General features: G+C 54.1%; 24 protein-coding genes and 1 tRNA gene. 9 read left to right on the top strand and 16 right to left on the bottom strand.

What is annotated here, in order from left to right:
• Positions 1-44: 44 nt before the first annotated feature.
• On the bottom strand, positions 45-1,181 hold the full coding sequence (gene pdxB / locus AAEY27_RS07170; protein WP_342324233.1) for a 4-phosphoerythronate dehydrogenase PdxB: 1,137 nt from the start codon (positions 1,179-1,181) through the stop codon (positions 45-47).
• A 113-nt stretch (positions 1,182-1,294) separates the two neighbouring features.
• On the opposite strand from pdxB, the gene flk reads away from it, so the two are divergent.
• Entirely contained in the window at positions 1,295-2,302 is a 1,008-nt protein-coding gene (gene flk / locus AAEY27_RS07165) for a flagella biosynthesis regulator Flk (RefSeq protein ID WP_342325494.1), read from the top strand.
• 78 nt (positions 2,303-2,380) lie between these two features.
• Here the strand turns inward: flk and AAEY27_RS07160 are convergent, their stop codons facing one another.
• From AAEY27_RS07160 to fabB, 3 genes are all read right to left on the bottom strand, one after another.
• The gene (locus tag AAEY27_RS07160) at positions 2,381-3,811 is read right to left on the bottom strand and encodes a 6-phospho-beta-glucosidase (RefSeq protein ID WP_342324232.1); all 1,431 of its coding nucleotides are present in this window, start codon (positions 3,809-3,811) and stop codon (positions 2,381-2,383) included.
• Positions 3,812-3,921: 110 nt separating this feature from the next.
• Positions 3,922-5,103, bottom strand: a complete 1,182-nt coding sequence (locus tag AAEY27_RS07155) for an MFS transporter (protein ID WP_342324231.1) — start codon at positions 5,101-5,103, stop codon at positions 3,922-3,924.
• Positions 5,104-5,437: 334 nt separating this feature from the next.
• Positions 5,438-6,652 carry a beta-ketoacyl-ACP synthase I gene (fabB, locus tag AAEY27_RS07150; protein WP_342324229.1) on the bottom strand — a complete coding sequence of 405 codons (1,215 nt, stop codon included), beginning with the start codon at positions 6,650-6,652 and terminating at the stop codon, positions 5,438-5,440.
• A 155-nt stretch (positions 6,653-6,807) separates the two neighbouring features.
• Between fabB and mnmC the strand changes: the two genes are divergently transcribed.
• On the top strand, positions 6,808-8,808 hold the full coding sequence (gene mnmC / locus AAEY27_RS07145) for a bifunctional tRNA (5-methylaminomethyl-2-thiouridine)(34)-methyltransferase MnmD/FAD-dependent 5-carboxymethylaminomethyl-2-thiouridine(34) oxidoreductase MnmC (RefSeq protein ID WP_342324228.1): 2,001 nt from the start codon (positions 6,808-6,810) through the stop codon (positions 8,806-8,808).
• Positions 8,809-8,938: 130 nt separating this feature from the next.
• Here the strand turns inward: mnmC and AAEY27_RS07140 are convergent, their stop codons facing one another.
• Genes AAEY27_RS07140 through prmB form a run of 6 tightly spaced genes read right to left on the bottom strand, consistent with a single transcriptional unit; the run spans position 8,939 to position 13,477 of the window.
• Complete coding sequence (locus AAEY27_RS07140; RefSeq protein ID WP_342324226.1) at positions 8,939-9,217, bottom strand: YfcL family protein; 279 nt, start codon at positions 9,215-9,217, stop codon at positions 8,939-8,941.
• A 27-nt stretch (positions 9,218-9,244) separates the two neighbouring features.
• Positions 9,245-9,784: an elongation factor P hydroxylase gene (locus AAEY27_RS07135; RefSeq protein ID WP_342324224.1), complete on the bottom strand. Its 540-nt coding sequence runs from the start codon at positions 9,782-9,784 to the stop codon at positions 9,245-9,247.
• Positions 9,781-10,593, bottom strand: coding sequence for a sulfite exporter TauE/SafE family protein (locus tag AAEY27_RS07130; RefSeq protein ID WP_342324223.1), 813 nt, complete (start codon positions 10,591-10,593; stop codon positions 9,781-9,783). The genes AAEY27_RS07135 and AAEY27_RS07130 overlap by 4 nt, the downstream gene beginning before the upstream one ends.
• Positions 10,593-11,417, bottom strand: coding sequence for a penicillin-insensitive murein endopeptidase (mepA, locus tag AAEY27_RS07125; RefSeq protein WP_342324221.1), 825 nt, complete (start codon positions 11,415-11,417; stop codon positions 10,593-10,595). The genes AAEY27_RS07130 and mepA overlap by 1 nt, the downstream gene beginning before the upstream one ends.
• 3 nt (positions 11,418-11,420) lie before the next feature.
• The gene (gene aroC, locus AAEY27_RS07120) at positions 11,421-12,506 is read right to left on the bottom strand and encodes a chorismate synthase (protein ID WP_342324219.1); all 1,086 of its coding nucleotides are present in this window, start codon (positions 12,504-12,506) and stop codon (positions 11,421-11,423) included.
• A gap of 38 nt (positions 12,507-12,544) precedes the next feature.
• Positions 12,545-13,477 carry a 50S ribosomal protein L3 N(5)-glutamine methyltransferase gene (gene prmB / locus AAEY27_RS07115; RefSeq protein WP_342324218.1) on the bottom strand — a complete coding sequence of 311 codons (933 nt, stop codon included), beginning with the start codon at positions 13,475-13,477 and terminating at the stop codon, positions 12,545-12,547.
• 164 nt (positions 13,478-13,641) lie between these two features.
• Between prmB and smrB the strand changes: the two genes are divergently transcribed.
• Positions 13,642-14,193 (top strand): endonuclease SmrB, encoded by a 552-nt coding sequence (smrB, locus tag AAEY27_RS07110; RefSeq protein WP_342324217.1) that lies wholly within the window; start codon positions 13,642-13,644, stop codon positions 14,191-14,193.
• A gap of 56 nt (positions 14,194-14,249) precedes the next feature.
• Here the strand turns inward: smrB and sixA are convergent, their stop codons facing one another.
• From sixA to AAEY27_RS07090, 4 genes are all read right to left on the bottom strand, one after another.
• The gene (sixA, locus tag AAEY27_RS07105) at positions 14,250-14,735 is read right to left on the bottom strand and encodes a phosphohistidine phosphatase SixA (protein WP_342324215.1); all 486 of its coding nucleotides are present in this window, start codon (positions 14,733-14,735) and stop codon (positions 14,250-14,252) included.
• A gap of 209 nt (positions 14,736-14,944) precedes the next feature.
• Complete coding sequence (gene fadJ / locus AAEY27_RS07100; RefSeq protein ID WP_342324213.1) at positions 14,945-17,086, bottom strand: fatty acid oxidation complex subunit alpha FadJ; 2,142 nt, start codon at positions 17,084-17,086, stop codon at positions 14,945-14,947.
• Positions 17,086-18,396 (bottom strand): acetyl-CoA C-acyltransferase FadI, encoded by a 1,311-nt coding sequence (fadI, locus tag AAEY27_RS07095; RefSeq protein WP_342324211.1) that lies wholly within the window; start codon positions 18,394-18,396, stop codon positions 17,086-17,088. Before fadI ends, fadJ begins: the two co-directional genes overlap by 1 nt.
• A gap of 163 nt (positions 18,397-18,559) precedes the next feature.
• On the bottom strand, positions 18,560-18,844 hold the full coding sequence (locus tag AAEY27_RS07090; RefSeq protein ID WP_342324209.1) for a YfcZ/YiiS family protein: 285 nt from the start codon (positions 18,842-18,844) through the stop codon (positions 18,560-18,562).
• Between the two features lie 378 nt (positions 18,845-19,222).
• Here AAEY27_RS07090 and fadL point away from each other — a divergent pair, with 378 nt between their 5' ends.
• Entirely contained in the window at positions 19,223-20,584 is a 1,362-nt protein-coding gene (gene fadL, locus AAEY27_RS07085; protein WP_342324207.1) for a long-chain fatty acid transporter FadL, read from the top strand.
• A gap of 61 nt (positions 20,585-20,645) precedes the next feature.
• Here the strand turns inward: fadL and mlaA are convergent, their stop codons facing one another.
• Positions 20,646-21,398, bottom strand: coding sequence for a phospholipid-binding lipoprotein MlaA (gene mlaA, locus AAEY27_RS07080; RefSeq protein WP_342324206.1), 753 nt, complete (start codon positions 21,396-21,398; stop codon positions 20,646-20,648).
• A 312-nt stretch (positions 21,399-21,710) separates the two neighbouring features.
• Here mlaA and AAEY27_RS07075 point away from each other — a divergent pair, with 312 nt between their 5' ends.
• The 5 genes from AAEY27_RS07075 to AAEY27_RS07055 all read left to right on the top strand — a co-directional run bounded on the left by AAEY27_RS07075 (position 21,711) and on the right by AAEY27_RS07055 (position 25,862).
• Positions 21,711-22,655 (top strand): formate/nitrite transporter family protein, encoded by a 945-nt coding sequence (locus tag AAEY27_RS07075; RefSeq protein WP_342324204.1) that lies wholly within the window; start codon positions 21,711-21,713, stop codon positions 22,653-22,655.
• A gap of 107 nt (positions 22,656-22,762) precedes the next feature.
• A complete protein-coding gene (locus AAEY27_RS07070; protein WP_342324202.1) occupies positions 22,763-23,125 on the top strand; it encodes a GtrA family protein in 363 nt (120 codons plus the stop codon).
• The gene (locus AAEY27_RS07065; protein ID WP_342324200.1) at positions 23,122-24,054 is read left to right on the top strand and encodes a glycosyltransferase family 2 protein; all 933 of its coding nucleotides are present in this window, start codon (positions 23,122-23,124) and stop codon (positions 24,052-24,054) included. The genes AAEY27_RS07070 and AAEY27_RS07065 overlap by 4 nt, the downstream gene beginning before the upstream one ends.
• Before the next feature lie 5 nt (positions 24,055-24,059).
• Positions 24,060-25,598 (top strand): DUF6056 family protein, encoded by a 1,539-nt coding sequence (locus AAEY27_RS07060; protein WP_342324199.1) that lies wholly within the window; start codon positions 24,060-24,062, stop codon positions 25,596-25,598.
• A 189-nt stretch (positions 25,599-25,787) separates the two neighbouring features.
• Positions 25,788-25,862 (top strand) — tRNA-Arg (locus AAEY27_RS07055).
• 12 nt (positions 25,863-25,874) lie between these two features.
• Here the strand turns inward: AAEY27_RS07055 and AAEY27_RS07050 are convergent.
• On the bottom strand, positions 25,875-26,507 hold the full coding sequence (locus tag AAEY27_RS07050) for a DNA-binding protein (protein ID WP_342324197.1): 633 nt from the start codon (positions 26,505-26,507) through the stop codon (positions 25,875-25,877).
• Positions 26,508-26,556 lie beyond the last annotated feature (49 nt).

The following is a 26,556-nucleotide window of genomic DNA, read 5'->3' as shown; positions in this document are numbered from 1 at the left end:
AAGCGTCCCTGTCGGCGTCGCCAACAGGGAGCATTAAGATGACATTAACGTACCGGGTTGTGTACGGCGTTGAAGCCCAGCTTTTGCAGCAACGCCGCGGCAGCCGCGTCATCGCACTGCACATACAGTGATGACCACTCGCGGCGCTCAAGATAATGTTTACGCAATTTATCGAACTCACCCGGAGTGCCCGCCACATTTCGCAGCTGAGCATCGTCGCGGCGCACATCATACACCAAATGCACCAGCCTTTTTAGCGTTGCCTGCTCAAGCGGACCATGCAGCGTAATACGGCCAAACTCCGGCACCGGCAGTAAGGTGTCCAGCGCGACTTGTTGGCGCTGGCCGATAAATTCGCTATAAGCTTCAAACACCTGCGTGGTGCCACGGGCTTTGCCTTCCAGCGTGTAACCGGCAATGTGCGCGGTACCAATATCAACGCGGTTTAATAACTCAACATTGAGATCCGGCTCCAGTTCCCAGACATCCAGCACCACGCTGAGATCCTGTCCTGCCTGCAAACGCTGCAACAGTGCGGCGTTATCCACCACCGGGCCACGACAGGCGTTAATCAGAACAGTGCCAGGCTTCAGGCGTGACAGTAGCGCGTCGTCCGCTAAATGCAGGGTTTTATAAGGGCCGTCTTTGAACAGCGGGGTATGGAAGGTGAGCACATCGGCTTCGCGGACCAGTTCATCGAGGGAGCGGAAATCGCCCGCATCACCGCGATCGGCACGCGGCGGATCGCACAGCAAAGTGCGAATGCCCAGCGCTTCCAGGCGCGCCTGCAAACGACCACCGACATTGCCCACACCGACGATCCCGACGGTGCGATCCTGTAAAGCAAAGCCGTCGCGCTCCGCCAGCATCAGCAGCGAGGAGAAAACGTATTCGACCACAGCAATCGCGTTACACCCCGGTGCCGCAGAAAAGGCGATGCCCGCCTGTTTCAGAAATTCCTCATCGACATGATCGGTGCCCGCCGTTGCGGTACCGACAAATTTGATACCCGTGCCTTGTAATAATCCGTCATTAACCTTTGTGACGGATCGCACCATTAATGCATCCGCATCAGCCAGTTCCGCTACCGGGATCGGGCGCCCAGGAACCGCTTTAACGTCGCCCAGGCGGCTAAAAAGATCGCGGGCGTAAGGCATATTTTCATCAACAAGGATTTTCACGCTACAGTACCTGTTTGAGAACGGGAGTTGAGCGCGCAAGTGTGCCATAATCTCGCCGCCAGGCATACCCGCAATGCCGACCACCGCCATGCGAGAGTAAGAGGAAACCGATGATCCAACCCATTCAGGGTGCGCCTGCGCGCCCTCCCGGGCAAGAGCCAACACAAGCCGCCAATCCCGTCGGTGAGCAACCATTGTCCACCATGCAGCGCACTGTGCTGGAGCGGCTGGTCATTCGCCTGATCGCCCTGACTCAGCAGCAAAGCGCTGAGGTGTGGGCGGGCGTGAAACATGATTTAGGGCTGAAGAACGATGCGCCGCTGCTGTCGCGCCACTTTCCGGCGGCGGAGCAAAATCTCAATCAGCGCATGGAAACGGCATCGCAAAACCAGACTTCGCGCCAGGTGGTGACACAGCTGACGGAGCTGTTGAGCCAGGGGAATAACCGCCAGGCGGTGAGTGATTTTATTCGTCAGCAGTTCGGCCAGACGGCGCTCAGCCAGCTTACGCCGCAGCAAATGAAAACTGTGCTGACGATGTTGCAGAACAACCAAATTACTATTCCGCAGCCGCAGCAGCGCCCGGCAACCGAGCGCCCATTGCTGCCTGCGGAACATAGCTCGCTGAACCAGGCGGTCACCAAGCTGGCAGCAGCCACGGGCGAGTCCAGCAAGCTTATCTGGCAATCGATGATGGAGCTTTCCGGCGTGAAAACCGGCGATCTGATCCCGGCGAAGCATTTTACGCCGCTGATGACCTGGCTACAGGCGCGCCAAACGGTGAGCACGCATACCGCGCCGACGCTGCACACCGTGCAAGCCGCGCTGAAACAGCCGCTGGATGATGGCGAATGGCGAGGGATGACCGAGTATGCCCAGCAGACATGGCAGGTGACGCCGCAGACGGTGCTGACCACCGCGCAGGTGCAGGATCTTCTCAATCAGATCTTCTTGCGCCGCACCGAGCGGGCATCGGGCATGATTGAAGTGCGTGATATTCAGCCGATTTACAGCCCCTTCGTCGCACCGCTCGTGGATGCTGTTAAAGCCATCTCTGTGCGTCCGGGGTTGTTCTTTATTGCGCTGCTGGTGGCATTCGCGCTTATTTGGCTGGTTATTTGACTATTGCCGGATGGCGGATTTGAGGGTTTTGTAGGCCGGATAAGCGTCAGCGCCATCCGGCGAACAAACGAACCTGATTTAAATATTGTCACCGTTTTGCTTAATCACATCCTGATACCACCAGAACGATTTTTTGCGGCTACGTGCCAGGGTTCCATTCCCTTCATTGTCTTTATCGACATAGATTAAGCCATAACGTTTTTTCATCTCGCCGGTACCGGCAGAAACCAAATCAATACAGCCCCACGGCGTATAACCCATCAAATCCACGCCATCTTCCACCACCGCTTTTTTCATTTCGCGGATGTGGTTTTGCATATAGTCGATGCGGTACTGATCGTTCACCACACCGTCGCTTTCCGGCTGATCAATTGCGCCGAAGCCGTTTTCCACCACAAACAGCGGCAACTGGTAGTGATCGTAGAAGTAGTTCAGGGAATAACGCAGACCAACCGGGTCGATTTGCCAGCCCCAGTCCGACGCTTTCACATACGGATTTTTCACCAGACTTTTGGTTTCGTCGTAATCCAGCTGCGGATTATCTTCCGTCGCCTTAGTCACGAACGACATGTAATAGCTAAAGCCAATGTAATCGACGCAGCCGCGCGTCAGGATCTGCAAGTCCTCGTCCGTGATATCGAGTTTGAATTCCCGGCGGGCAAAATAATTAAGCAGATGCTGCGGGTAATAACCGCGAACGTGCACATCGGTGAACCAGTAGCGGCGGTGCATCGCAACGACGGACATCATCATGTCGTTCGGATCGCAGGTCAGCGGGTAGATCGGACACATGGCGATCATGCAGCCGATTTTAAAGTCGGGATCGATTTTATGCCCGGCTTCCACCGCCAGCGCGCTTGCCACCAACTCATAGTGTGCGGCCTGATACATAATCACTTCCCGGTCTTCACCTGGCTGATATTTCACTCCAGAGTTGGTGAACGGCGCGAAATCTTCGTGGTAATTGGCCTGATTATTGATTTCGTTAAACGTCATCCAATATTTCACCTTGCCGCGATAGCGGGTGAATACCGCGTTGGCAAAGCGCACGAAGAAATCGATCAGTTTACGGTTACGCCAGCCGCCATATTCGGTGACTAGGTGATATGGCATTTCGAAATGAGAGAGGGTGATGACCGGCTCGATATTGTATTTCAGGCATTCATCGAAGAGATCGTCATAAAACTGTAGCCCGGCTTCGTTTGGCTCCAGCTCGTCGCCTTTCGGGAAGATACGCGTCCAGGCAATCGAGGTGCGAAAACATTTAAAACCCAGTTCGGCAAACAGTTTGATGTCGTCTTTATAGCGGTGATAAAAGTCGATGGCGTCATGGTTGGGGTAGTTTTTCCCGGGCAGTACGCCATCGGTAATTTCGCGCGGCACGCCGTGCGCTCCGGCGGTCATCACATCCGCCACGCTAACGCCTTTGCCGCCTTCCTGCCAGCCACCTTCCAGTTGATGCGCGGCAACCGCTCCGCCCCACAGAAAATCCGCTTTAAACCCGGACATATCTCTCTCCTTTCGCTTAATGATGCAAAAAGAATAAACAAGCCAGCGGGGATATGACATGACCGCTGGCTGATTCTGTGAAACCGGTTGCAAGAATTTCTGACGCAGGGTTAATTACGCGTGCGGAAGGCGATAAGCGTCACCAAAATGCCGGTGACTGCCGCAACGGCTCCCGCAAGAAACACCGACGGATAACCAAATGAGGTCGCCAGTACGCCGGTCAACGGGCCGCTCACCGCATAAGAGATATCCTGAAACGCCGCATAACCGCCCAGCGCCGTGCCGCGCACTTGCGGCGGCACCCGTTTCACCACTTCGACGCCAAGCGCCGGGAAGACCAGCGAACAACCGCTGCCGGTTAATGCCGCGCCGAGCAGCGCCATCCATGCATCGTGCGCCTGCCACAGCAGCACCAGGCCCAGCGTTTCAATCACCAAAGAGGTAATCGCCACCCGCACGCCGCCAAAGCGGTCCGGCATCCAACCGAACAGGATGCGCATCAGCACAAACGCTCCGCCAAACGCAGACAGCGCAAAGCCCGCCATCGCCCAGCCGTGGCTGGCGAAATAGAGCGAAACAAAGGTGCCGATCACCGCAAAACCCACACCCTGCAACGCCAGGCCTAAACCCGGCTTCCAGATAAGCCCCACCACGCTCCATAACGACGGCCGTTCGCCGGGATGTGCCGGGACTTTGCGTACGCTGCCATTCACCGCCCAGGCGACCAGCGGCAGCGCGATCGAGACGACCGCCAGCGCAGCAAAACCAAAGTGGTTAAGGATCAACAAACCCAGCGGCGCACCGACAGCCAGGGCGCCGTAAATCGCCATACCGTTCCATGACATCACTTTCCCGGATCGCGCAGGCCCCACCAGCCCCATGCCCCAAATGAGCGTACCGGTGAGAAGCTGGCTTTCGCCAAAACCGAGGATCAAGCGCCCGACGATCAGCAAACCGAATTTCGCCAGCGGTTCAACCGGCAATACGGCCGCCAGCAGCCAGGCGACGCCCGCGAGAGAGCAGGCAAAAAGGCCCTGCAATGCCGAACGTTTCGCGCCGAACTGGTCCGCCAGCCGACCGGCGTAGCCGCGCGTTAACACGGTGGCGAGAAATTGAATACCCACGGCAATACCGACCATCGTGTTGCCATAGCCCAGCTCTTGATGCACAAACAACGGGATTACAGGCAGCGGCAAACCAACGGTAATGTAGGTGAGAAACACCGCGAAAGACGTGCGAAACAGCGAGAAAGTCGCTGATGAGGAATGTAGAGATTGTGTTTCTAAAGACATGCGTTACTCCAAAAGCAGAGTAAGGCGAGATCGGAAATAACCACGCCCCCTCCACCTGAGTCTCAGGATTAAGGGTGCGTTGGTTAACGTTAAACGCTTACGCATTATCGTAACGACAATGTTGGGATGGGAGTTTGCCTGTCGCAGCCGCAAGTTGTCAATGCGCTAAAAAGGGAGCCATTGGCTCCCTTCATAAAAATCCAGACACAAAATCATTCATGATGTGATGCATCGCGGCGGCAAGTCTGTGAGTCCCCAGGAGCTTACTCAAGTCAGTGACCGGGGTTTGCAGACGCAGCCAACAAAGAGGCAGCGTGAAAGATGACGTGTCTAATTATTTCAGCTTGCGCATGACTAAAGTGGCATTGGTGCCACCGAAACCGAAGCTATTGGACATTACCGTGGTCAGCGCTTGCTCGGTCGGTTTAGTCACAATATTCATGCCCGCCGCTTGCTCGTCCAGCTCTTCAATGTTGATGCTCGGCGCGATAAAGCCGTGTTCCAGCATCAGCAGAGAGTAGATGGCTTCCTGCACGCCCGCTGCGCCCAGGGAGTGACCGGTCATGGCTTTGGTCGCGGAAATAGCCGGCGTGTTGTCGCCAAACACTTCACGGATTGCGCCCAGCTCTTTCACGTCGCCAACCGGTGTGGAAGTCCCGTGGGAGTTCAGGTAGTCAATCGGCGCATCCAGATCGGCCATCGCCATCTTCATGCAGCGCACCGCACCTTCACCTGACGGCGCAACCATATCGGCACCATCGGAAGTTGCGCCATAGCCCACGATTTCAGCATAGATGTGCGCACCGCGCGCCAGGGCGTGTTCAAGTTCTTCAACAACGACCATACCGCCGCCGCCTGCGATAACAAAACCATCGCGGTTTGTATCATAAGTACGGGAGGCTTTTTCTGGGGTTTCGTTGTATTTGGTGGACAGCGCGCCCATGGCATCGAACTCACAGGCCATTTCCCAGCACAGCTCCTCGCCGCCGCCAGCAAAAACGATGTCCTGTTTGCCCAGTTGAATTTGTTCTACCGCGTTACCGATGCAGTGTGCGGAAGTTGCACACGCGGAACTGATTGAGTAGTTAACGCCGTGGATTTTGAATGGTGTTGCGAGGCAAGCGGATACCGCAGACGCCATCGCTTTGGTCACCACATAAGGGCCCACCGCTTTCAGACCACGCGGGCTGCGCATTGCGTCAGCGCCGAAAACCTGAGATTTAGACGAACCGCCAGAACCTGCAATCAGGCCCACGCGCGGATTGTTCTGATAAACTTCCTCTTTCAGACCAGCATCTTCAATCGCCTGCTGCATGGAAAGATAGGAATAGATAGAGGCATCGTTCATGAAACGGACCACTTTACGGTCGATCAAACCTGTGGTGTCCAGTTTAACGTTACCCCATACGTGGCTGCGCATGCCGGAATCTTTGAATTCCTGAGAGAATGTGATCCCTGAGCGTCCTTCACGCAGAGATGCCAGGACTTCCTGCTGGTTGCTACCAATGCTGGAAACGATGCCCAGGCCAGTAATCACTGCACGTTTCATTCAATACCCCTAAGTCGCACTAATTAAGTTTCGTGTCGCAAGATAGCGTACACTTGTACGCCGAACAAGTCCGATCAGACATTTCACAGGTAAATTTGCGCCTTTCTTTGACCCTCGTTAAGATCGAGACACTGCCTGATGGACGAGTAACTTACGTGAAACACACCGCCATACAAACCGCCAACCTTGAATTCAACGCTGAGGGTACACCTGTTTCCCGAGATTTCGACGACGTCTATTTCTCTAATGATAACGGGCTCGAAGAAACACGTTACGTTTTTCTCGGCGGCAACCATCTCAAAGAGCGATTTCCGGAACATTCCAGAAACATTTTCATTGTGGCGGAAAGTGGCTTCGGCACTGGCCTGAACTTTATTACGCTATGGCAAGCATTCAGCGCATTCCGCGCAGCACATCCCGACGCTATCCTGGAAAGATTACATTTCATCAGTTTTGAAAAATTTCCTCTTACCCAGGACGATCTGCGAAAAGCGCACGCACACTGGCCGGAACTGGCCCCCTGGGCCGAACAACTTCAGGCGCAGTGGCCGCTGGCTTTCGCCGGTTGCCATCGCTTGTTGCTCGACGAAGGTCGCATCACCCTCGATTTATGGTTCGGCGATATTAATCAGCTCACCGATAAGCTGGATGATTCATTAAACCAGCGCGTCGATGCCTGGTTCCTCGATGGCTTTGCGCCGTCCAAAAACCCGGATATGTGGACACCAAATCTCTTCCAGTCGATGGCGCGGCTCGCCAGACCTGGCGGCACGCTGGCCACATTTACCTCCGCCGGGTTTGTGCGCCGAGGCTTGCAGGAAGCCGGTTTCACTGTGCAGAAAAGCAAAGGCTTTGGTCGCAAGCGCGAAATGCTCACCGGTGTGATGGAAAACGCACTCTCCCCTGCTCCACGCGCGCCGTGGTTTGCCCGCAGCGGCACGACGCAGCGAGAAGTGGCGCTGATTGGCGGCGGTGTGGCCAGCGCGCTGTTATCGCTGGCGCTGTTGCGCCGTGGCTGGCAGGTGACGCTTTACTGCGCCGATGAAGCCCCGGCGACAGGTGCGTCCGGCAACCGCCAGGGCGCGCTTTACCCCTTACTGAGCGCGCACGATCCGGCGCTGGCTCGCTTTTTTTCCGCCGCCTTTACCTTTGCCCGCCGTTTGTACGATGCGCTGCCGGTGGCGTTTGATCATCAATGGTGCGGCGTCACGCAGCTCGGTTGGGATGAGAAAAGCCAGCACAAAATCGAGCAAATGTTGACGCTGGAACTGCCTGCCGCGCTGGCTCACGAAATCAATGCGCAGGAAGTTAATGCAAATGCGGGCGTTGAAACAGGCTGCGGCGGGATAACCTACCCGCTGGGCGGCTGGCTGTGCCCGTCGCAATTGACGTCGGCGGCAATCGCGCTGGCCTGCGCGCAAGGTTTGCAGGTGCATTATCAGCATGACGTGCAGCAACTGACGCGCCACGATGAGCAGTGGCAGTTGCACTTCGCCCACGGAGAGCAACGTCGGCATGCCGCCGTGGTGCTGGCGAACGGCCATCGCATTCATCAGTTTTCGCAAACGGAAAAATTACCGGTTTACCCGGTGGCAGGCCAGGTCAGCCATATCCCTACATCTACGCAGCTCGGCGAACTGCGCCAGGTGCTGTGCTACGACGGGTATTTAACGCCGCAAAACCCCAACAATCAGCAGCACTGCATCGGTGCCAGTTATCATCGCGGGCAGCAAGCAGCGACTTACAGTGGCGAGGATCAGCAGCAAAACCGCCAGCGCTTGATCGACTGTTTCCCGCAAGCGGAATGGGCGAAAGAGGTGGATGTCAGCGCAGGAGACGCTCGCTGCGGTGTACGCTGCGCCACGCGCGATCATCTGCCGATGGTCGGCAATGTCGCGGATTACGACAGCACATTAACGGCGTATGCGCAGTTGGCCGATAACCCGGAAACGGCGGTGAGCGCGCCGGTGTATGAAAACTTATTTATGCTGGGTGCGCTCGGTTCACGCGGGCTGTGCAGCGCGCCGCTGGCGGCGGAAATCCTCGCGTCGCAAATGAGCGACGAGCCGATACCCCTGGACGGTGAAACGCTGGCGGCGATGAACCCGAACCGTTTGTGGGTCAGAAAATTATTGAAGGGCAAAGCGGTGAAGTGAAGGTTGTCGGAGTTAGCGTTGTTGACGTTGCCGGATGGCGGCTTTCGCCTTATCCGGCCTACAAAACCATAAGCCTGGATGTAGGCCGGATAAGCGTCAGCGCCATCCGGCAACTCCGCCATAAACAGCCTTAATGCGCTTGCGCCTGCTGATACAGGTTTTCCCACATGCCGAGCACCAGCGCCTGATCGCGTGGCGACAGCTCACCGGCCTGAATGGCGGTTTGCACGCTGGTGGTGACTTTTCCGTACAGCGTTTCCGGCGCATGATCATCGCCGCTTTCCAACTCTGCCACCGCCAGTGTCAGGTGCCCGCGCAGATAACCGCCAGCAAACAGTTCATCATCACTGGCGTGGTCCACCATGTTGTCAATTAACGCCAGAATGCGTGATTCAAACTCCGCGATCATCTTTCTTCCTCTTTTGAAAATATGGCCTTACAGATCTTCCGGCCACGGGAACTGTGCTGCCGCTAAAGGCGGCGTCTGGTAATAATCTTGTAATGCTTTGATAAAACGCGCCGGACGCGCCGGGATCCCCTGCTCCAGATACGCCATCACCTGGGCGTGAACGCGGCGCTGGAACACAATGCGGTCCGGCTCAACATCCCCTTCCAGGTTGTCGCAACTGACGTTAAACGGAAAACCCGCCGCCACGCAAAACAGCCAGTCAAACGCCTGCGGCTTCACTTCAACATCTTCGAACTGCCCTTGTGTCGCGGCATCGCGCCCGTCCGGGCAGTACCAGTAGCCAAAGTCCACCAGCTTGCGCCGCTCGGCACCGGCGATACACCAGTGTGAAATCTCATGTAACGCACTGGCATAAAAACCGTGCGCAAAGACGATGCGGTTATACGGCGCGTCTGCGTCAGCAGGAAGATAGATCGGTTCGTCGTCGCCTTTAATCAGACGGGTATTAAAATCGTCGGCAAAACAGCCGTCAAAAATATCAATCAATTGTTGGTAGTGGTGCGTCATACGTTCACCCCCAGAAACTGGAGGATCTCCTGGCCGTGACTGTCATAAAGAAGTTTCGCGCTCATCACTGCCGAGACAATCACAATCATCGGACGAATGAGCTTTTGCCCTTTACTGAGCACCAGCCGCGATCCCATACGCGCGCCGAGAAACTGCCCGGCGAGCATCACGAAACCGGTGCCCCAGATTACTTTGCCACCAATAATAAATAGCAGCAGCCCGCCCACATTGGAGGTGGCGTTCAACACTTTGGCGTGCGCGGTGGATTTCGCCAGGTTGTAACCGCAAAGGGTGACAAACGCCAGCGCGTAAAACGACCCAGCACCAGGGCCAAAGAAGCCGTCGTAAAAACCGACGCAACCACCTGCCACCAGCGCAAAAGGGAAACCATACAAACGGCGCTGGCGATCCTCTTCACCCAGTCTCGGCATCAGCAGGAAATAAAGGCCGATACAGATAACCAGGATGGGCAAAATCTGGCGCAGTACATCCGACTGCACATATTGCACCAGCAGCGCGCCGGTCGTGGAACCAATAAACGTCATCAGAATATTGAGTTTCTGATCGGCGATATTCACCACTTTGCGGCGAATAAAGTAGAGCGATGCGGAGAGTGAACCGCCGCAGGCTTGCAGTTTATTGGTCGCCAGCGCCTGCGCCGGAGACATGCCCGCCGCCAGCAGCGCGGGCACGGTCAGCAGACCACCACCGCCCGCCAGCGCATCGATAAAACCGGCCAGCAGGGAGACAAAAAAAAGCGCCACCAGCAGCAGCGGTGACACCATAAACAATTGTTGAAAGGTTTCCATTAGAGTGCGTGTTCATCCAATAAAGCCTGACAGGACGGCGGCAACGGCGGCGGCGTCTTTTTCTCAGGGGTTGTGCTGCCGGGTTTCGCCGGTTCGAACCAACTTTGCAATTCCGCGCCGCAACCATCGCCAGGCGGCGGCAACGGTTGATCCTGGCATTCGAGGCTGTCAGCCGGGCAACGCAGACGCACGTGCATATGCGCGCGATGCTGGAACCACGGTCGCACTTTGCGCAGCCAATCGCGATCGGTCCCGGCATCCAGGCAGAGCTGTTGTTTGATCGCCGGGTTCACGAAAATGCGCGTCACATCATTATCCTGCGCGGCCAGCTTGATCATGCTGCTGATTTCCGGCTTCCACAGCGCGGGCACTACCTGTTTGCCGTCGCGCGACACCAGATCCAGCGCCTGCGGTTTTAGCAGCTGCGCGCTGCTCCAGCGGGTTTTCGGTAATTGCAGGAAGATATCAACATCAAGGCCGGATTGATGGCTGGCGTGGCCGCCATTAAAACGCCCGCCCGCGGGCATTCCCATATCGCCAATCAGCACGGTGCCAAGACCGAGATTATGCACCTGCGTACTCAGACGCTGGATGAACAGCACCAAATCCGGGTGGCCGAAATAACGCCGCTGATCGGTGCGCATAACCTGGTAGGTATCCGATTGCAGCGGCAATTCATGGGCGCCTACAATGCAACCGTTGGCAAACGCGCCAATAGATTGCGCGCTGCCGGGAACGGGATGAGTCAATTTTTGCCACGGTGTCGCCGCCGTTGCGGCGGCGCTCAGCAGCAGCGCAAACAGCGCGAGTGCCGTTTTCTTCATGGTTTACCAGCGTGGAATATCGATGGTGACATCAGCGTTTTGCGCGCGCTGACGCAGAAAATGATCCATTAGCACAATCGCCAGCATTGCTTCAGCGATCGGTACGGCGCGAATGCCGACGCAGGGATCGTGGCGGCCTTTGGTGATCATCTCCACTTCGTCGCCAAAGCGGTTGATCGTGCGCCCCGGTACGGTGATGCTCGAAGTCGGTTTCAGCGCGATATTGGCAATGATCTGCTGCCCGCTGCTGATCCCGCCGAGAATGCCGCCCGCATGGTTACTCTGGAAACCCTGTTTGGTGATTTCGTCGCGGTTTTCGCTGCCGCGCAGTTTCACCACCTCAAAACCGTCGCCAATTTCCACGCCCTTCACGGCGTTAATGCTCATCAGCGCGTGGGCGATATCGGCATCAAGACGGTCGAACACCGGTTCGCCGAGGCCTGCCGGAACGTTGTCCGCCAGTACCGTCACTTTCGCGCCGATGGAGTCGCCCTCTTTTTTGAGGCCGCGCATCAGTTCGTCCAGCGCGTCGATTTTGTCCGGATCCGGGCAGAAGAATGGGTTCTGTTCAACCTGATCCCAGTCTTTAATCTCCAACGGAATATCGCCCATCTGGCTCAGGCAACCGCGAATCACGATGCCAAACTTCTGCGCCAGGTATTTTTTGGCAATCGCCCCTGCCGCCACACGCATCGCAGTTTCACGGGCGGAAGAGCGTCCGCCGCCGCGATAATCGCGCACGCCATATTTTTGTTCGTAGGTATAATCCGCATGCCCCGGACGGAACAAGTCTTTAATCGCACCGTAGTCCTGCGAGCGCTGGTCGGTGTTTTCAATCAACAGGCCGATGCTGGTTCCGGTGGTCACGCCTTCAAACACGCCGGAGAGAATTTTCACCTGATCCGGTTCGCGGCGCTGGGTGGTATAGCGCGAGGTACCTGGGCGGCGGCGGTCCAAATCATGTTGCAGGTCCGCTTCGCTCAGCGGAATGCCGGGCGGCACGCCATCGACAATGCAGCCGAGCGCCAGACCGTGAGATTCGCCGAAGGTGGTTACGCGAAAGAGTTGTCCAATAGTGTTTCCTGCCATCACGGCTCCGTTGTCATTGTTGTGTTGTTGAGCGTCGATTAGTCTTTGTAAATGCTGAAATACTCTTGTGCCGCAATCAGTTGCGCTTTGGTCAGCATAAAGACGCCGTCCCCGCCGTTGTCGAACTCCAGCCAGGTGAACGGCACATCCGGGTATTGGTCAATCAGATGTACCATGCTGTTGCCGACTTCACAAATCAGGATGCCGTTGTCAGAGAGGTAGTCTGGCGCACAGGCCAGAATGCGGCGCGTCAGTTTCAGACCATCGCTACCGGACGCCAGCCCCAGTTCCGGCTCATGACGGTATTCCGACGGCAGATCGTCCATATCTTCTTCATCAACATACGGCGGATTAGTCACAATCAGGTCGTACTGCACTTTCGGCAAGTCACGGAACAGATCGGAGCGGATCGGCGTCACGTGATGGATAAGACCGTGCTCTTCAATATTATGCTCGGTCACAGCTAGCGCATCGGCGGAGATATCGACCGCGTCCACTTCCGCTTCCGGGAAGGCGTAAGCACAGGCGATGGCGATGCAGCCGCTGCCGGTACACATATCAAGAATGTGCTGCGGTTGGTGATCAATCAGCCCGGCGAAATGGTTGTTGATAAGCTCGCCAATTGGCGAACGCGGTACCAGCACGCGCTCATCGACATAAAATTCATAACCGCAGAACCAGGCTTTGTTGGTGAGATACGCCACCGGGATGCGCTCGTTGACGCGGCGGATGACACGCTCAACGATGCGATGACGTTCGCTGGAGGTCAGACGCGCGGTGCGCATATCTTCGGGGATATCCAGCGGCAGGTAGAGGGTTGGCAGCACCAGTTGCACTGCTTCGTCCCAGGGGTTATCGGTGCCGTGACCGTACCAGATGTTGGCGGCGCTAAATCGGCTGACCGACCAGCGCAACATGTCCTGAATGGTGTGCAGCTCGTTCACTGCTTCATCGACGAAAATTTTATCCATAGTATCCCCCAGGCCATGCTCGCAATAAATTCGGCGGCTAGTTTGCCATGAAGACGGCGATAAATCAGCATCCACACACGCCTGCCGGGCGTAAAAATGCATTTTGCTGCCCCGCTGCCCCGGGAGTCGGGTACACTGGCGCAAAGTTAAAATGGGATGCGTAGATGAAAAAGAAACCATCGCTTAGCGAGGAGGAACAGGCGCTGTTCCGGCAACTGATGACCGGCACGCGCCAAATCAAGCAGGACACCGTGGTTCATCGCCCAGCACGAAAAAAAGTGTCCGAGGTGCCGGTAAAACGCCTGTTACAGGAACAAGCGGACAACAGCCACTACTTTTCCGATGAATTCCAGCCGCTGTTGAACACCGACGGCCCGGTAAAGTATGTGCGGGAAGATGTTAGCCATTTTGAGTTGAAGAAAATCCGCCGGGGCGATTATGCGCCGGAGTTGTTTCTCGATCTGCACGGTTTGACGCAGTTGCAGGCCAAGCAGGAACTGGGCGCATTAATTGCCGCCTGTCGCCGCGAGCATGTGTTTTGCGCCTGCGTGATGCACGGCCACGGAAAACACATTCTTAAACAGCAAACACCGTTGTGGCTGGCGCAACATCCGCATGTGATGGCGTTTCACCAGGCGCCGAAAGAATATGGTGGTGATGCCGCAGTGCTGGTGCTGATTGAAGTGGAAGAGTGGCAGCCGCCGGAATTACCCTGACGCCAGAAACGACAAGAGCCGCTTTATGCGGCTCTTAATTTTCATGGTCCGGGGAATCAGATAGCTTTTGGCATCTTCAGGTTGCAGGGACTCATTTGCCAGTTAAAGACACCTTTGCCGTCTTCGTTCAGCGTGACACTGGCGATGGCGGAGGTGGTAAACATCGGCGGTGTTTCACCCGGGCACAGCTCGGACACCAGGTAACCGACCAGCGGGAGGTGAGAAATCACCAACACGGTGGAAACCCCTTCATTCGCCAGCGCCTGCAGATATGCGCTAACAAGGCCGATATCGCCACAGGGCGTCAATTCCGGCAGGACATCCACGTTGTCAGGCAGGTTCATGCACTCCCCTACCTTATCCAGCGTCTGTTCAGCGCGTAAAAAAGGGCTGACCAGAACACGTTCAATATCCACTTTTTGGCCTTTCAACCATGTTGCCATTTGACGGGATTCGTCGCAGCCACAAGGGGTTAAGGGACGAACCGAGTCACTGGCTGCATCGAGGGCAGCGTCGCCGTGACGCATGATAAAAACTTGCATATTGCACCGCTTTTGTTAACCAGAATCATCAAAACTTCCACTGCGAAATCATTTCACAACGACGGGAAATAATGATGGTCGGGCATTTTGCCTGATCCATTCGTTGAATGAAACGCTGTTTTTTACCTCAATGGCGTAAGTATAGTCAATCACTGTTTACGAAATAACCGTGAAGGCCATGAGGAATAACAGAATTACTTTTTTAGACCTTAACTGACACGTTCAGTTTCTTGCGCCGACCCGAAAGTCGCCCCCAGTTCCACCATGCGTAATAACGCCTCGCACGGGGCAAAACGCGCACCGTATCGCGCTTCCAGTTGCTGTAGCGACGTGACAATCGCCGCGGCGCCTAACGAATCCATATAATGAAACGGCCCCCCTAAAAAAGGGGGGAAACCAATACCGAACACCGCGCCGATATCACCATCACGCGCGCTGCGGATCACCTGCTCATCAAAACAGCGCGCCGCCTCATTGAGCATCATCAACACGCAACGTTCCGCTATCTGTTGCGCCGACAACTGGCCGCTGTCAGAAACACCGATTAAACGGTAGATCGACGGGTCAGGCTGTTTTTTGCTTTTACGCCCTTTCGTGGGGTAAAGATAGAAACCGCGCCCATTTTTTCTGCCTTTGCGATCGTCATTCAAGATTGCGGTGAGAATACTTGCAGGTGGGCTAAAACGCTCACCATAGGCGGTTTCCAGCACCGGAATGATTTTGGTACCGGTGTCGATGCCGACTTCATCCAGAAGCTGAATCGGGCCAACCGGGAAACCGAACTTCACCAAAGCCTGGTCGATGATTTCAATGCGTTCACCTTCATTGAGCAGGCGCATCGCTTCACTGATGTAAGGCACAAGGATGCGGTTGACGTAAAACCCGGCTTTGTCGACCACCACAATGGGCGTTTTGCCCTGCTTCTTCGCCAGTTTGACGGTGGTGGCGATGGTTTGCTCATCGGTGCCGGCATGCGGGATCACTTCCACCAGCGGCATTTTCTCTACCGGGCTGAAAAAATGTAATCCGATAACTTTTTCCGGGCGTGCGGCGCTAGCGGCGATATCAGCGATCGGTAGCGAAGATGTATTGGAGGCAAAAACGGTGTGCGGCGCGCAATTCGCTTCGACTTCGCTGACCATTTTCTGCTTCAGTGTGAGGTCTTCGAATACCGCTTCAATCACCAGGTCGCGATGGGCAAAACCCCGATAATCCAGCGAACCGGTAATCTTCGCCATCTGGGCATCGCGCTCGGCGGGTTTTATAAACCGCCGGCGCACCTTTTTATCCAGTTCTTGCCAGCTGTATTTCAGCGCGTGGTTGATGCCTTTCGCATTAATATCTTTAATGCGAACCGGCAATCCGCCTTTGCTGGCAGTAACAAACGCGATACCGCCGCCCATCAGACCGCCGCCTAAAACGCCGACAGTATTTAACGGGCCAGGCGCAACCGCGCTGCCGGGATCTTTTTTGATCTCCGTGCTGGCAAAGAAAATATGGCGCAATGCCGCCGATTGCGGCGTCATCGCCAGTTGCCCGAAGGCGCGCGCTTCCGCCTCGTAACCGCTGCTGCGCCCCTGCGTCAGGCCGGTTTCAATGACCGACAAAATGCGCGGCGCGGCGGGATAATTACCCTGCGTTTTTTGCTCGGTTTTCTTCGCCACCATGCGAAACAGCAGCGTGCGGCCCAGCGGCCCGGCGAGCACACGCTCGCGCATTGGCAAATGGCGGCTCGGGCGCTCTTGCTGCGCCAGTTTCACCGCCGTTTCGAGCAGAATGGGCTGCGGCACAACATCGTCGACCAGGCCTGCTTTTAAAGCCTGCCGTGGGCGCAACTGTTTGCCGGTAAGGATCATCTCTAGCGCCGTGCTAACGCCAATCAGGCGCGGCAGGCGCTGCGTTCCGCCCGACCCCGGCAGCAACCCAAGCTGCACTTCCGGCAGGCCAAGTATCGTTTTGGGATCATCGGTACAGATGCGGCGATGGCACGCCAGCGCCAGTTCCAGCCCACCGCCGAGGCAAGGGCCGTGGATCGCCGCCACGACCGGGATCGGCAGCGCATGGATTTCCGCCATCATTTTCTGCCCCTGGCGGGCCAGCTCTTCCGCTTCTTTGGCTGTCTGGCAGCGGGCAATCATATTGATGTCCGCCCCGGCGATAAAATTGTCCGGCTTCGCCGAAATAAACACCACGCCGCGCAAGGTTTTGTTTTCGCGGATCTGTTTTAAGATCGCGCGAACTTCAGTGCCAAACTCCGCTTTCAAGGTGTTCATTTTTTCATTCGGCACATCAATGCTCACGACCGCTACATTGTCGGGACGCACGCTGAGCGTAAATGCGGGCATTGTCATTATTCGGCCTCCAGAACCATTGCTGCACCCAAACCGCCTGCCGCACAGGCGGTAACCAAACCAAAGCCGCCGCCGCGACGGCGTAACTCATTCAGCGTTTGGGTGATCATGCGCGCGCCAGTTGCGGCGAAGGGGTGTCCATAGGCGATAGAGCCGCCGAGCACGTTAAATTTGCTGTCATCCACTTCGCCTGTCGCCTGCGAGCGGCCCAACACTTCTCGGGCAAAGCGGTCGCTTGCCATCAATTTCAAGTTGCTGAGGGTCTGCGCGGCAAACGCTTCATGCATGTCGAGCAGCGTAAGATCCGCCATCGTCAGCCCGGCTCTTTCCAGCGCCAACGGCGTTGCCCAGGCCGGGCCAAGCAGCATGTCCTGGCGCACATCAATTGCGGTAAACGCGTAACTGCGCAGATAGCCAAGCGGTACCAGGCCAAGCTCTCTGGCGCGGGATTCGGTCATTAAAATGACCGCTGCCGCGCCGTCGGTGAGCGGCGTACTGTTTGCCGCCGTCACGGTGCCATGTTTTCGGTCAAATGCCGGGCGCAGTTTGGCGTAATCCGCCAGGCTGGAGTTGCGACGCACATTATTGTCTTGCTCTACCGGATCGCGGAACGGCGGCGCGTAAGCGGTCATCACTTCGTCGGCCAGTTTGCCCTCCGCCCAGGCTTGAGCAGCTAACTGGTGCGAACGATGCGCCAGCGCATCCTGCTGTTCACGGCTGATATTGTAAGTTTTCGCCATCTGTTCGGCGGTATCCCCCATGCGCAGGCCGGTCGAATATTCCGCGACGGCAGGCGGCACAGGCAGCAGATCGCGAAGACGCAGGCGTGAGAAGAGTTTCAGTTTTTGCCCGACGGTACGCGCTTTGTTGGCGTCCACCAGCGTGCGCGCCAGGGTTTTACTGACGCCAATGGGTAACACGGAAGAAGAGTCGGCGCCGCCAGCAATCCCGGCGCGGATAGTGCCCGCCAGCAGGCTTTCGGTGACATTCGCCACTGCCTGGAAACTGGTGGCGCAGGCACGGCTGACACTGTAAGCATCGGTATGCACATTCATGCCCGTGCCGAGCACGATTTCGCGGGCAATGTTTGGCGCTTCCGGCATTTGTACCACCTGGCCAAACACCAGTTGTTCAATCACCTCGGGCGGAATTTCGCTGCGCGCCAGCATCTCTCCCACCACCATTTTGCCCAGATCGATCGCCGGTACGCCGTGAAAAACGGTCGCCTGACGGGCAAATGGGGTTCGTAATCCACTGACAATGGCAATGCGGTCGCCCTGGCGGGTGACAAGCGGTAATGCCTGACTCATAACACTCCCCTGTTAACAGCGTAATGCATAAAGTGGTCTGACCTGATAACAGTCTTAACCAATCTTTTACATTTAGCCAATCAGAGCGAGAAAAAAATGCGAGCTAAGGCACAGAGAAACATAAATAAAACGCTCCCGCGGATGGGGAGCGTTGAAGGAATGATTAACGCAGACCGAGCTGGAAAATCAGGGTTTCCGCTTCGCAAGCGAAAACAAAGTCGATATCGAGTTGTACGCCGTCAGCCACTTCAGTGAACTTAGGGGTGATTTGGCAAGGTTCGGATTCCACGCTGCGCGCTTTTGCGCTCAACGCCGCCAGCGTTTCTTCAGCGTCGGCGCGGTTAGTGAACACACGGCTGTAAGACGCGGTGCAGTCGGAATTATCCATAATGGTACCGACATCCATACAGCAGCAAACCGGGGTTTCATCAGCACTGCATTTACTCATAGAAGATTTCCTCTAAATTCGCACCCTGGGTGCCAGACAAAAGTTGTGCCTATTTTACGCCCCGCCGAAGTGGGTCTCCAGTCGTTAATTTCCCTGACGCCGATAAGTGAGCGAAATCACACTCAAAAATGATCTAAAACAAAAATCAGCCGATCGCGTAATTCGGAATTTCGCCATTTTTGCCAACCAGATCTCGTTTCGAAGATCACAATTGAAAAACTTCAGCTACAAACTTGCAACATTCAAGCTGGTCAGACCTATACTTCCGCCACTGGTCTGATTTCTCTGTGGTAGCTCAGACCCTACACTTCGCGCTCCTGTTACAACGCGTAACAATGTTTGTATAAAAATAAATCGATTTCGAATGAGGTTATGGTCATGAGCCTGAAAACCCGTTTTACCAAGTCTGCTCTGGCAGTCGCAGTGGCAATCGTCTCCACCCAGGCCTGGTCTGCAGGCTTTCAACTTAACGAATTTTCAGCCTCGGGCCTTGGCCGTGCTTATTCCGGTGAAGGTGCGATTGCGGATGATGCGGGCAACGTTAGCCGTAACCCGGCACTGATCACGATGTTTGATCGCCCGACCTTTTCCGGCGGTGCGGTATTCGTTGACCCCGATGTTGACGTGACCGGAAGTTCTGCGATTGGCAACAACGCCAGCCAGGACAACATCGCGCCGACGGCGTGGGTGCCAAACCTGCACTTTGTTGCGCCGATCAATGACCAGTTTGGTTGGGGCGCGTCCGTTACCTCTAACTATGGCCTGGCGACCGAGTTCAACAATAATTACGCGGCTGGCTCAATGGGCGGCAAAACTGACCTTGAAACACTGAACCTTAACCTCAGCGGCGCGTATCGCCTGAATAACAGCTGGAGCTTCGGCCTCGGTTTCGATGCGGTGTATGCGCGGGCGAAGATTGAGCGTTACGCGGGCGATCTGCCGCAAATCATCGGCGCCAACCTGCCGTCACTGGTACAGTCTGGTCAATTGACCGCGCAACAAGCGGCGGCAATTGGCGCGCAAGCCGGTGGCATCGGTCGTGATACCCAAATCGCACACCTCAAAGGTGATGAGTGGGGCTTCGGCTGGAACGCCGGTATCCTGTACGAACTGGACAAAAATAACCGTTGGGGCCTGACCTACCGTTCCGAAGTGAAAATCGACTTCGATGGCGATTATAAGAGTAGCTTACCTGCGACGCTTAACCCGATTAATGCCGCGTTGGGGCTGGGTTTACCGTATGGCACGAACGGCGCGACTACCGATGGCTCGTTGACGCTTAACCTGCCGGAAATGTGGGAAGTCTCAGGTTATAACCGTGTTGATCCGCAATGGGCGATCCACTACAGCCTGACTTACACCAGCTGGAGCCAGTTCCAGCAGTTGAAAGCCACCGGCAACCAGGGTCAGCAGCTGTTCTATAAAGATGAAGGCTTCAAAGATGCTTATCGCATCGCGCTCGGTACCACCTATTACATGGATGATAACTGGACGTTCCGCGCCGGTGTCGCCTTTGATGATAGCCCGGTTCCTGCCGACAAACGCTCCATCTCCATTCCGGACCAGGATCGTCTGTGGCTAAGCACCGGTGCGACTTACGCGTTTAACAAAGACGCGTCCGTCGATGTCGGCTTCTCTTATATGCATGGTCAGAAAGTGAAGTTCACCGAAGGCCCGTACACCTTCAAATCTGAAGGTCGTGCGTTCCTGTATGGCGCGAACTTTAACTACGCGTTCTAAGAAAGCCGTAGGGATAAAAAAAGGTGAGCTTCAGGCTCACCTTTTTTGTTGGCTCCGCAATTTACTCGGAGTCGATATCTTTCAAATCGCCCTGAATCGCCTGCGCGTTCGGGTTCTCTTCTGGCTTCAACTTGCCGCCGTTGGCGATAAAGTCGTGGCGCTGGAAGTAAGCTTCGCGCACCAGAATATATGGGTCGGAAGATTGGCGCAGCAGGCCATCGGAATCGAGCAATTGTGCGCGCGATTCAATCCCCTCCACCGTCCATTTCCCAACGGACAGCGGCCAGGTCAGCCACGAAAGCACCGGATAGAGCGTATCCGCCATATCACCACCATCTTCACGCAGCGTGAAACTGCCGTAGAACGGCAACTGCATATACGGGCCGTAACCCATGCCGTAATGCCCCAACGTGCTACCAAAGCGATGCGGTTCAACGCGTTGCAGTTTCGGGTTCGACATGCCCGCGACATCCATCAGACCGCCCATCCCCAGCAAGGTGTTCAGGAAGAAGCGCGTGAAGTGAACCATGCCCTGGTAGGGATCGCCCTGCAGGAAGAAGTTCGCCATGATCGCCGGTTCTTCAAGGTTGCTGGTGAAATTGCTCAGACCATTTCGCGCCGGTTGCGGCACATAATCGCGCCATGCAACGGCGACCGGTCTGACAATATAAGGATCCAGCACATTGAAGTTGAAGTTGTACATGGTGCGGTTGAACCCTTCTAACGGGTCCGAACGTCCCTGCGACTCATTAGAACTGGCGCAGCCGACCAGCACAGTGGTTGCCAGCGCAAGCGCCGACAGGCGGAATTTCATAGGTGTCTCCCTGAAGAAAATGGCCATTGCTGAATGCCATCCATCATAACGCAACGCGGATATGCCAATTTGCGTAAGCAAGATGCAACGCATTGTAACAGCGCATCTTATGATGTCTATGTCGCAGCGTGGGTGCTTAGTTCAGCATAGCCGCATTAACAACCGATGCGGCGCGTTAACAATTCTATACAAACTTTCCTGGTAACGTATTGCCATTGTTGCTTTTCCCACCACTTTCGGACGATGCCGTCACGGAATTCGGCAGAAAACCGCTACGCTTATTTCATCCATACCTTAAAAAGTGAGGCCATCGTGGATCAATTAGAAGATGAGAAAATCGACCCGCACAGCGATGACATCAAAGTGGAGAGCGACGAGAAAAAGCGTGGGGAAAAGATAGAGCTTGACGAGGAGCGCCTGCCCTCGCGGGCAATGGCGATTCATGAGCATATTCGCCAGGATGGCGAAAAAGAGCTGGAACGCGACGCAATGGCGCTGTTCTGGTCTGCGATTGCCGCGGGTTTATCAATGGGCGCGTCGTTGCTGGCAAAAGGCATTTTTCACGTCCAGCTTGATGGCATTCCCGGCGGTTTTCTGCTGGAGAACCTCGGTTATACCTTTGGCTTTATTATCGTCATCATGGCGCGCCAGCAACTGTTTACGGAAAACACCGTGACCGCCGTCTTGCCGGTGATGCAAAAACCGAGCTGGGTGAATATCGGCCTGCTCGGGCGGTTATGGGGCGTAGTGTTGTTGGGTAACCTGGTCGGTACAGCGGTCGCGGCTTGGGCGTTTGAGTATATGCCGATTTTTGATGAAGCGACGCGCGATGCGTTTGTCAAAATCGGCATGGATGTAATGAAAAATACACCGTTAGAAATGTTTTCCAACGCCATTATTTCCGGCTGGATCATCGCCACCATGGTGTGGATGTTCCCGGCGGCGGGCGCGGCAAAAATCGTGGTGATTATTCTGATGACCTGGCTTATCGCGCTGGCGGATACCACGCATATTGTGGTGGGCGCGGTAGAGATTTTTTATCTGGTGTTTAACGGCACGCTGCACTGGAGTGAGTTTATCTGGCCGTTCGCCCTGCCAACCCTCGCCGGGAATATTTGCGGCGGCACCTTTATCTTCGCCCTGCTCAGCCATGCGCAGATCCGTAACGACATGATCAATGCCCGCAAGGCTGAGGCAAAAGCGAAATCGAAGGAGCAGAAGCAGGTACGCCAACGCACCACAGATAAAGAAACATAATCCCCCCTCCTGCACGCGCTGACGAAGTACGTGCAGGACACAGCTTTAATGATCTCATAAGAGATGTCTGATAGACTCGTCTATCCACGGACTCATTGATTTTAGTGATGTTAAGACTATTCACAACGTACGCATCTATCGGTCTGCTTAATACGGCCTTGCATTGGGTCATCTTTTCCCTGTGTGTTTATGGCTTAGACACAAGCCAGGCGCTAGCGAACTTTGCCGGGTTTGTCGCGGCTGTGAGTTTCAGCTTCTTTGCGAATGCCAGGTACACATTCAAAACATCGGCAAGTACCCGGCGTTACATCATGTATGTCGGTTTTATGGGAGTACTGAGCGCACTTGTTGGCTGGGCTGCCGACAGGTCTGGGATGCCGCCGATTGCTACGCTCGTTATTTTCTCCACTATCAGCCTGGTGTGTGGTTTTACCTACTCAAAATTCATCGTATTCAGGGATGTGAAATGAAGATTTCTCTGGTCGTACCCGTCTTCAATGAAGAGGAAGCCATACCGATTTTCTACAAAACTGTGCGTGAATTTGAAGCCCTTAAGAATTACGCCGTTGAGATCGTTTTCATTAATGATGGGAGCAAGGACAAAACCGAATCTATCATTAATACGCTCGCGCTCCCGGACCCGCTTGTCATGCCTTTGTCATTCACCCGCAATTTTGGTAAAGAATCGGCGCTTTTTGCCGGTCTTGAACATGCAACGGGTGATGCTGTCATCCCTATTGATGTTGATTTGCAGGATCCGATAGAAGTGATCCCCCATCTGATAGAAAAATGGCAAGCGGGCGCTGACATGGTGTTGGCTAAACGATCCGATCGTTCAACGGATGGCAGACTGAAGCGTAAATCCGCCGAGTGGTTCTATAAGCTGCATAATAAAATCAGCAATCCGCAGATAGAGGAAAATGTCGGCGATTTTCGTCTGATGTCGCGCGAGGTCGTAGAGAACATCAAATTACTGTCTGAACGTAACCTCTTTATGAAAGGTATTCTTTCATGGGTAGGCGGTGATATTGACGTTGTCGAATATATACGCGCCGATCGGGTTGCCGGAAAATCAAAATTCAACGGCTGGAAACTCTGGAATCTTGCTCTTGATGGAATAACCAGTTTCTCCACCTTTCCGTTACGTATTTGGACCTATATCGGACTGGGTGTTTCTTTATTGTCATTTTTTTATGCCATTTGGATGGTAATAGATAAAATGTTTTGGGGTAATCCTGTTCCAGGCTATCCATCATTAATGACAGCAGTATTGTTTTTAGGCGGCATTCAGCTTATTGGAATTGGAATCCTTGGCGAGTATATGGGGCGGGTTTATACAGAAGTTAAAAAACGACCTCGTTATATCGTTAAAAACAAAAAAAGCACTCTGGAAAATTGATTATTATGTTAGAGAAATTACCCAAAGCAATAATTCTGCTGGTAGCCTTTATGGCTATTTTTGCCATTGAATGGCTTACGCCGATTCACTCTGATGATTACCGCTATTTTCTTTTAGGTATTTCGCCTGAAACCCATATTCATCATTACCTCACATGGAGTGGCAGGATCATTGCGGATTATGCAAGTTCCTTGATTCTTTATACTGAATCACAATTTGTTTATTCGTTTACTACAGCGGCTGCCGCTTTAGCATTTTGTTATTTTATTGCAAAAACCCCCAGTAAGACCCTGCGCTGGGAAAAGAGTGACTATATTCTCGTACCCTTAATCTTTTTCACTTATTGGATAGCGAACCCTAATTTAGGGCAGACAACATTTTGGATTGTCGGTGCGGCGAATTATTTATGGACAAATTTGTTTGTTGCCGCCTGGGTTTTCTTTATTTATAAAATTACGACAGACAACGTTAAAAAGGTCAGCCCATTAATCATCCTTCTGAGTTTTATGGCCGGTTGTTCGAATGAAAGCGTTTCACCCTTTGTCGTTATGCTTTCTGCTCTGACAATGGCCTATGAATATTGGATGACGAAATCCGTCTCTAAAAACAAAGTCATCTATACTCTTTTCACGTTAATTGGCTCCTGCACCCTTATCTTGTCCCCGGGGAATTTTGTACGTGCCGGTGACAAAACGTTTTGGTACGGAAAATCACTGTTTGAGCGCATCTCCATTCACTTAACAGAGCGTGTACATAATCATCTGGCGCTGATTTGGATTTGCTATGTTGTCCTGTTCCTGCTCGTACTATTAGCTATTTTTAATAAAGACATCCGTTCTAAAATCGATAAGAAATATATTGCACCGGCAATTCTCATGATCTGTGTTGGTATCGGAACAGTACTGATCATGTTTGCATCACCGTCATATCCGGACAGGGTGGTGAACGGAACATTTATGTTTTTCCTGATCGCCATTTCTTTTATTGCCTACAGCATTTTAGTTAGCGGAGTGAGAAAAGCCGTCATTGGAACGATAGTAATAACGCTTTTGTGTGCCGGAACATTTATATGGTCTTATATATTGACATACAAAAGTTATGCGCGCGTGGCACAGCAGGAAGTTGTCCGGCTGAGTATTATTAATAAAGAAGTTTCGCAAGGAAATGCGAACTTTATGATCCCTGATTATCACTTCATTAAACTGCAAAATAGCGGTGGTCAGTTCGGATTCTTCCATGACCCGGCGGTTTACGGTGAATACTATAATGTTCGTAACATTTATAGAAAAACAGTGGGTTTTGATTATTCAGTGATGGCGAATGGCAACGTGCTAAACCTTCCCGAAGGGAAAACCGCCTACAGTAATGCAACGGGGGATTTTATTATCACCAGCCAGCAGCCGATTACCCAACCGATCACCATTAAGGTTAATGACACTGAAAAAACACTTGATGCAGACAAGATGAAATCTGTCGAAATCAATAATGAGTATTGGTATTACAGTCATATCCCTGCGGGTACGGTTTCAAACGTGTCACTCTAGTTTCCTCCTTCCCCGCAAATCATCGCGGGGACGTTTATTGCCAATGCGCTTTATGCTGAGTGAGGTTTCTGCGAAAAGCGCAGCAAGCGTGCACAAAGCGAGCAACCGCGAACGAAAATATTGAGTCAGGGCGCACACTTGCGGTACCATGCGGGCGCTCAAGGATTAAAGCAAAATTACCTTGATAAAGTCCCCTTAGTTAAATGGATATAACGAGCCCCTCCTAAGGGCTAGTTGCAGGTTCGATTCCTGCAGGGGACACCAGTATCTATCCTCTTAATGATTGTTACTGCGATAAACCGGAATCAGCCTTGTCGTACCGGTAACGTTATCAAACACTTCCGTTTCCGCTGTTGCTATCACCATGCCCGTTTTTCTCAACCTTTGAATATCCGCGGCAATGCGTTGGCTGCCAAACCAAAATAACCCGTCGAGTGCAGTGACCTCTAAACCTGACTCAAACGCCAGCTTAAGCCGCTCACGCGGAGCCTTCACCTCTTTGGCGATTTGCTGGTAAGGCGCAGCCGTTGTGCCGGTTGAATCCGCCCGTCGGATGCGGGTTGCAAGGCGATACTGAAACTCGTCGGGGATCTCACTCAAATCGGTTTTCACGCTATAGACGCAGCCAAAACGCTTACCATTGAAGAGGACGTTTTTCTGACCAAGCTGGAATTCTTCACGCACCCCGGCAATAAGCTGCGGCGCGCGGGTGAGCAACAATCGGAAAGGAAGCTCAAAACTGGTGACGTAATCAACATTCAGCAGCGCGATTCGCAGCCGCTCTTCTGCTCCGGCTTGCAATTGTCGGCACTCCTCCAGCACGTCTCGCCACTGTTGCGCGAGACGTGCTGACTCGGCGATCTCCGTAAAGCTGTACTTTTCAATTTGATAGTCAATTTTTCCGGTCACCCTGAATTCCCTTCTGGTCGAGTTTTAGGTTCAGTCGCTCAATTTACCA

Source organism: Kosakonia sp. BYX6, from assembly GCF_038449125.1.
Taxonomy (GTDB): domain Bacteria; phylum Pseudomonadota; class Gammaproteobacteria; order Enterobacterales; family Enterobacteriaceae; genus Kosakonia; species Kosakonia calanthes.
Note: the sequence above shows the minus strand (reverse complement) of the source record. Positions and strands in the feature narration are given on the sequence as shown.

Bases quoted from the DNA above. Each gene is read 5' to 3' on its own strand.
- AAEY27_RS07160 (WP_342324232.1), bottom strand. From the start codon at position 3,811: ATGTCCGGGTTTAAAGCGGATTTTCTGTGGGGCGGAGCGGTTGCCGCG.
- AAEY27_RS07155 (WP_342324231.1), bottom strand. From the start codon at position 5,103: ATGTCTTTAGAAACACAATCTCTACATTCCTCATCAGCGACTTTCTCG.
- fabB (WP_342324229.1), bottom strand. From the start codon at position 6,652: ATGAAACGTGCAGTGATTACTGGCCTGGGCATCGTTTCCAGCATTGGT.
- AAEY27_RS07140 (WP_342324226.1), bottom strand. From the start codon at position 9,217: ATGATCGCGGAGTTTGAATCACGCATTCTGGCGTTAATTGACAACATG.
- AAEY27_RS07135 (WP_342324224.1), bottom strand. From the start codon at position 9,784: ATGACGCACCACTACCAACAATTGATTGATATTTTTGACGGCTGTTTT.
- AAEY27_RS07130 (WP_342324223.1), bottom strand. From the start codon at position 10,593: ATGGAAACCTTTCAACAATTGTTTATGGTGTCACCGCTGCTGCTGGTG.
- mepA (WP_342324221.1), bottom strand. From the start codon at position 11,417: ATGAAGAAAACGGCACTCGCGCTGTTTGCGCTGCTGCTGAGCGCCGCC.
- aroC (WP_342324219.1), bottom strand. From the start codon at position 12,506: ATGGCAGGAAACACTATTGGACAACTCTTTCGCGTAACCACCTTCGGC.
- prmB (WP_342324218.1), bottom strand. From the start codon at position 13,477: ATGGATAAAATTTTCGTCGATGAAGCAGTGAACGAGCTGCACACCATT.
- smrB (WP_342324217.1), top strand. From the start codon at position 13,642: ATGAAAAAGAAACCATCGCTTAGCGAGGAGGAACAGGCGCTGTTCCGG.
- sixA (WP_342324215.1), bottom strand. From the start codon at position 14,735: ATGCAAGTTTTTATCATGCGTCACGGCGACGCTGCCCTCGATGCAGCC.
- fadJ (WP_342324213.1), bottom strand. From the start codon at position 17,086: ATGACAATGCCCGCATTTACGCTCAGCGTGCGTCCCGACAATGTAGCG.
- fadI (WP_342324211.1), bottom strand. From the start codon at position 18,396: ATGAGTCAGGCATTACCGCTTGTCACCCGCCAGGGCGACCGCATTGCC.
- AAEY27_RS07090 (WP_342324209.1), bottom strand. From the start codon at position 18,844: ATGAGTAAATGCAGTGCTGATGAAACCCCGGTTTGCTGCTGTATGGAT.
- fadL (WP_342324207.1), top strand. From the start codon at position 19,223: ATGAGCCTGAAAACCCGTTTTACCAAGTCTGCTCTGGCAGTCGCAGTG.
- mlaA (WP_342324206.1), bottom strand. From the start codon at position 21,398: ATGAAATTCCGCCTGTCGGCGCTTGCGCTGGCAACCACTGTGCTGGTC.
- AAEY27_RS07070 (WP_342324202.1), top strand. From the start codon at position 22,763: ATGTTAAGACTATTCACAACGTACGCATCTATCGGTCTGCTTAATACG.
- AAEY27_RS07065 (WP_342324200.1), top strand. From the start codon at position 23,122: ATGAAGATTTCTCTGGTCGTACCCGTCTTCAATGAAGAGGAAGCCATA.
- AAEY27_RS07060 (WP_342324199.1), top strand. From the start codon at position 24,060: ATGTTAGAGAAATTACCCAAAGCAATAATTCTGCTGGTAGCCTTTATG.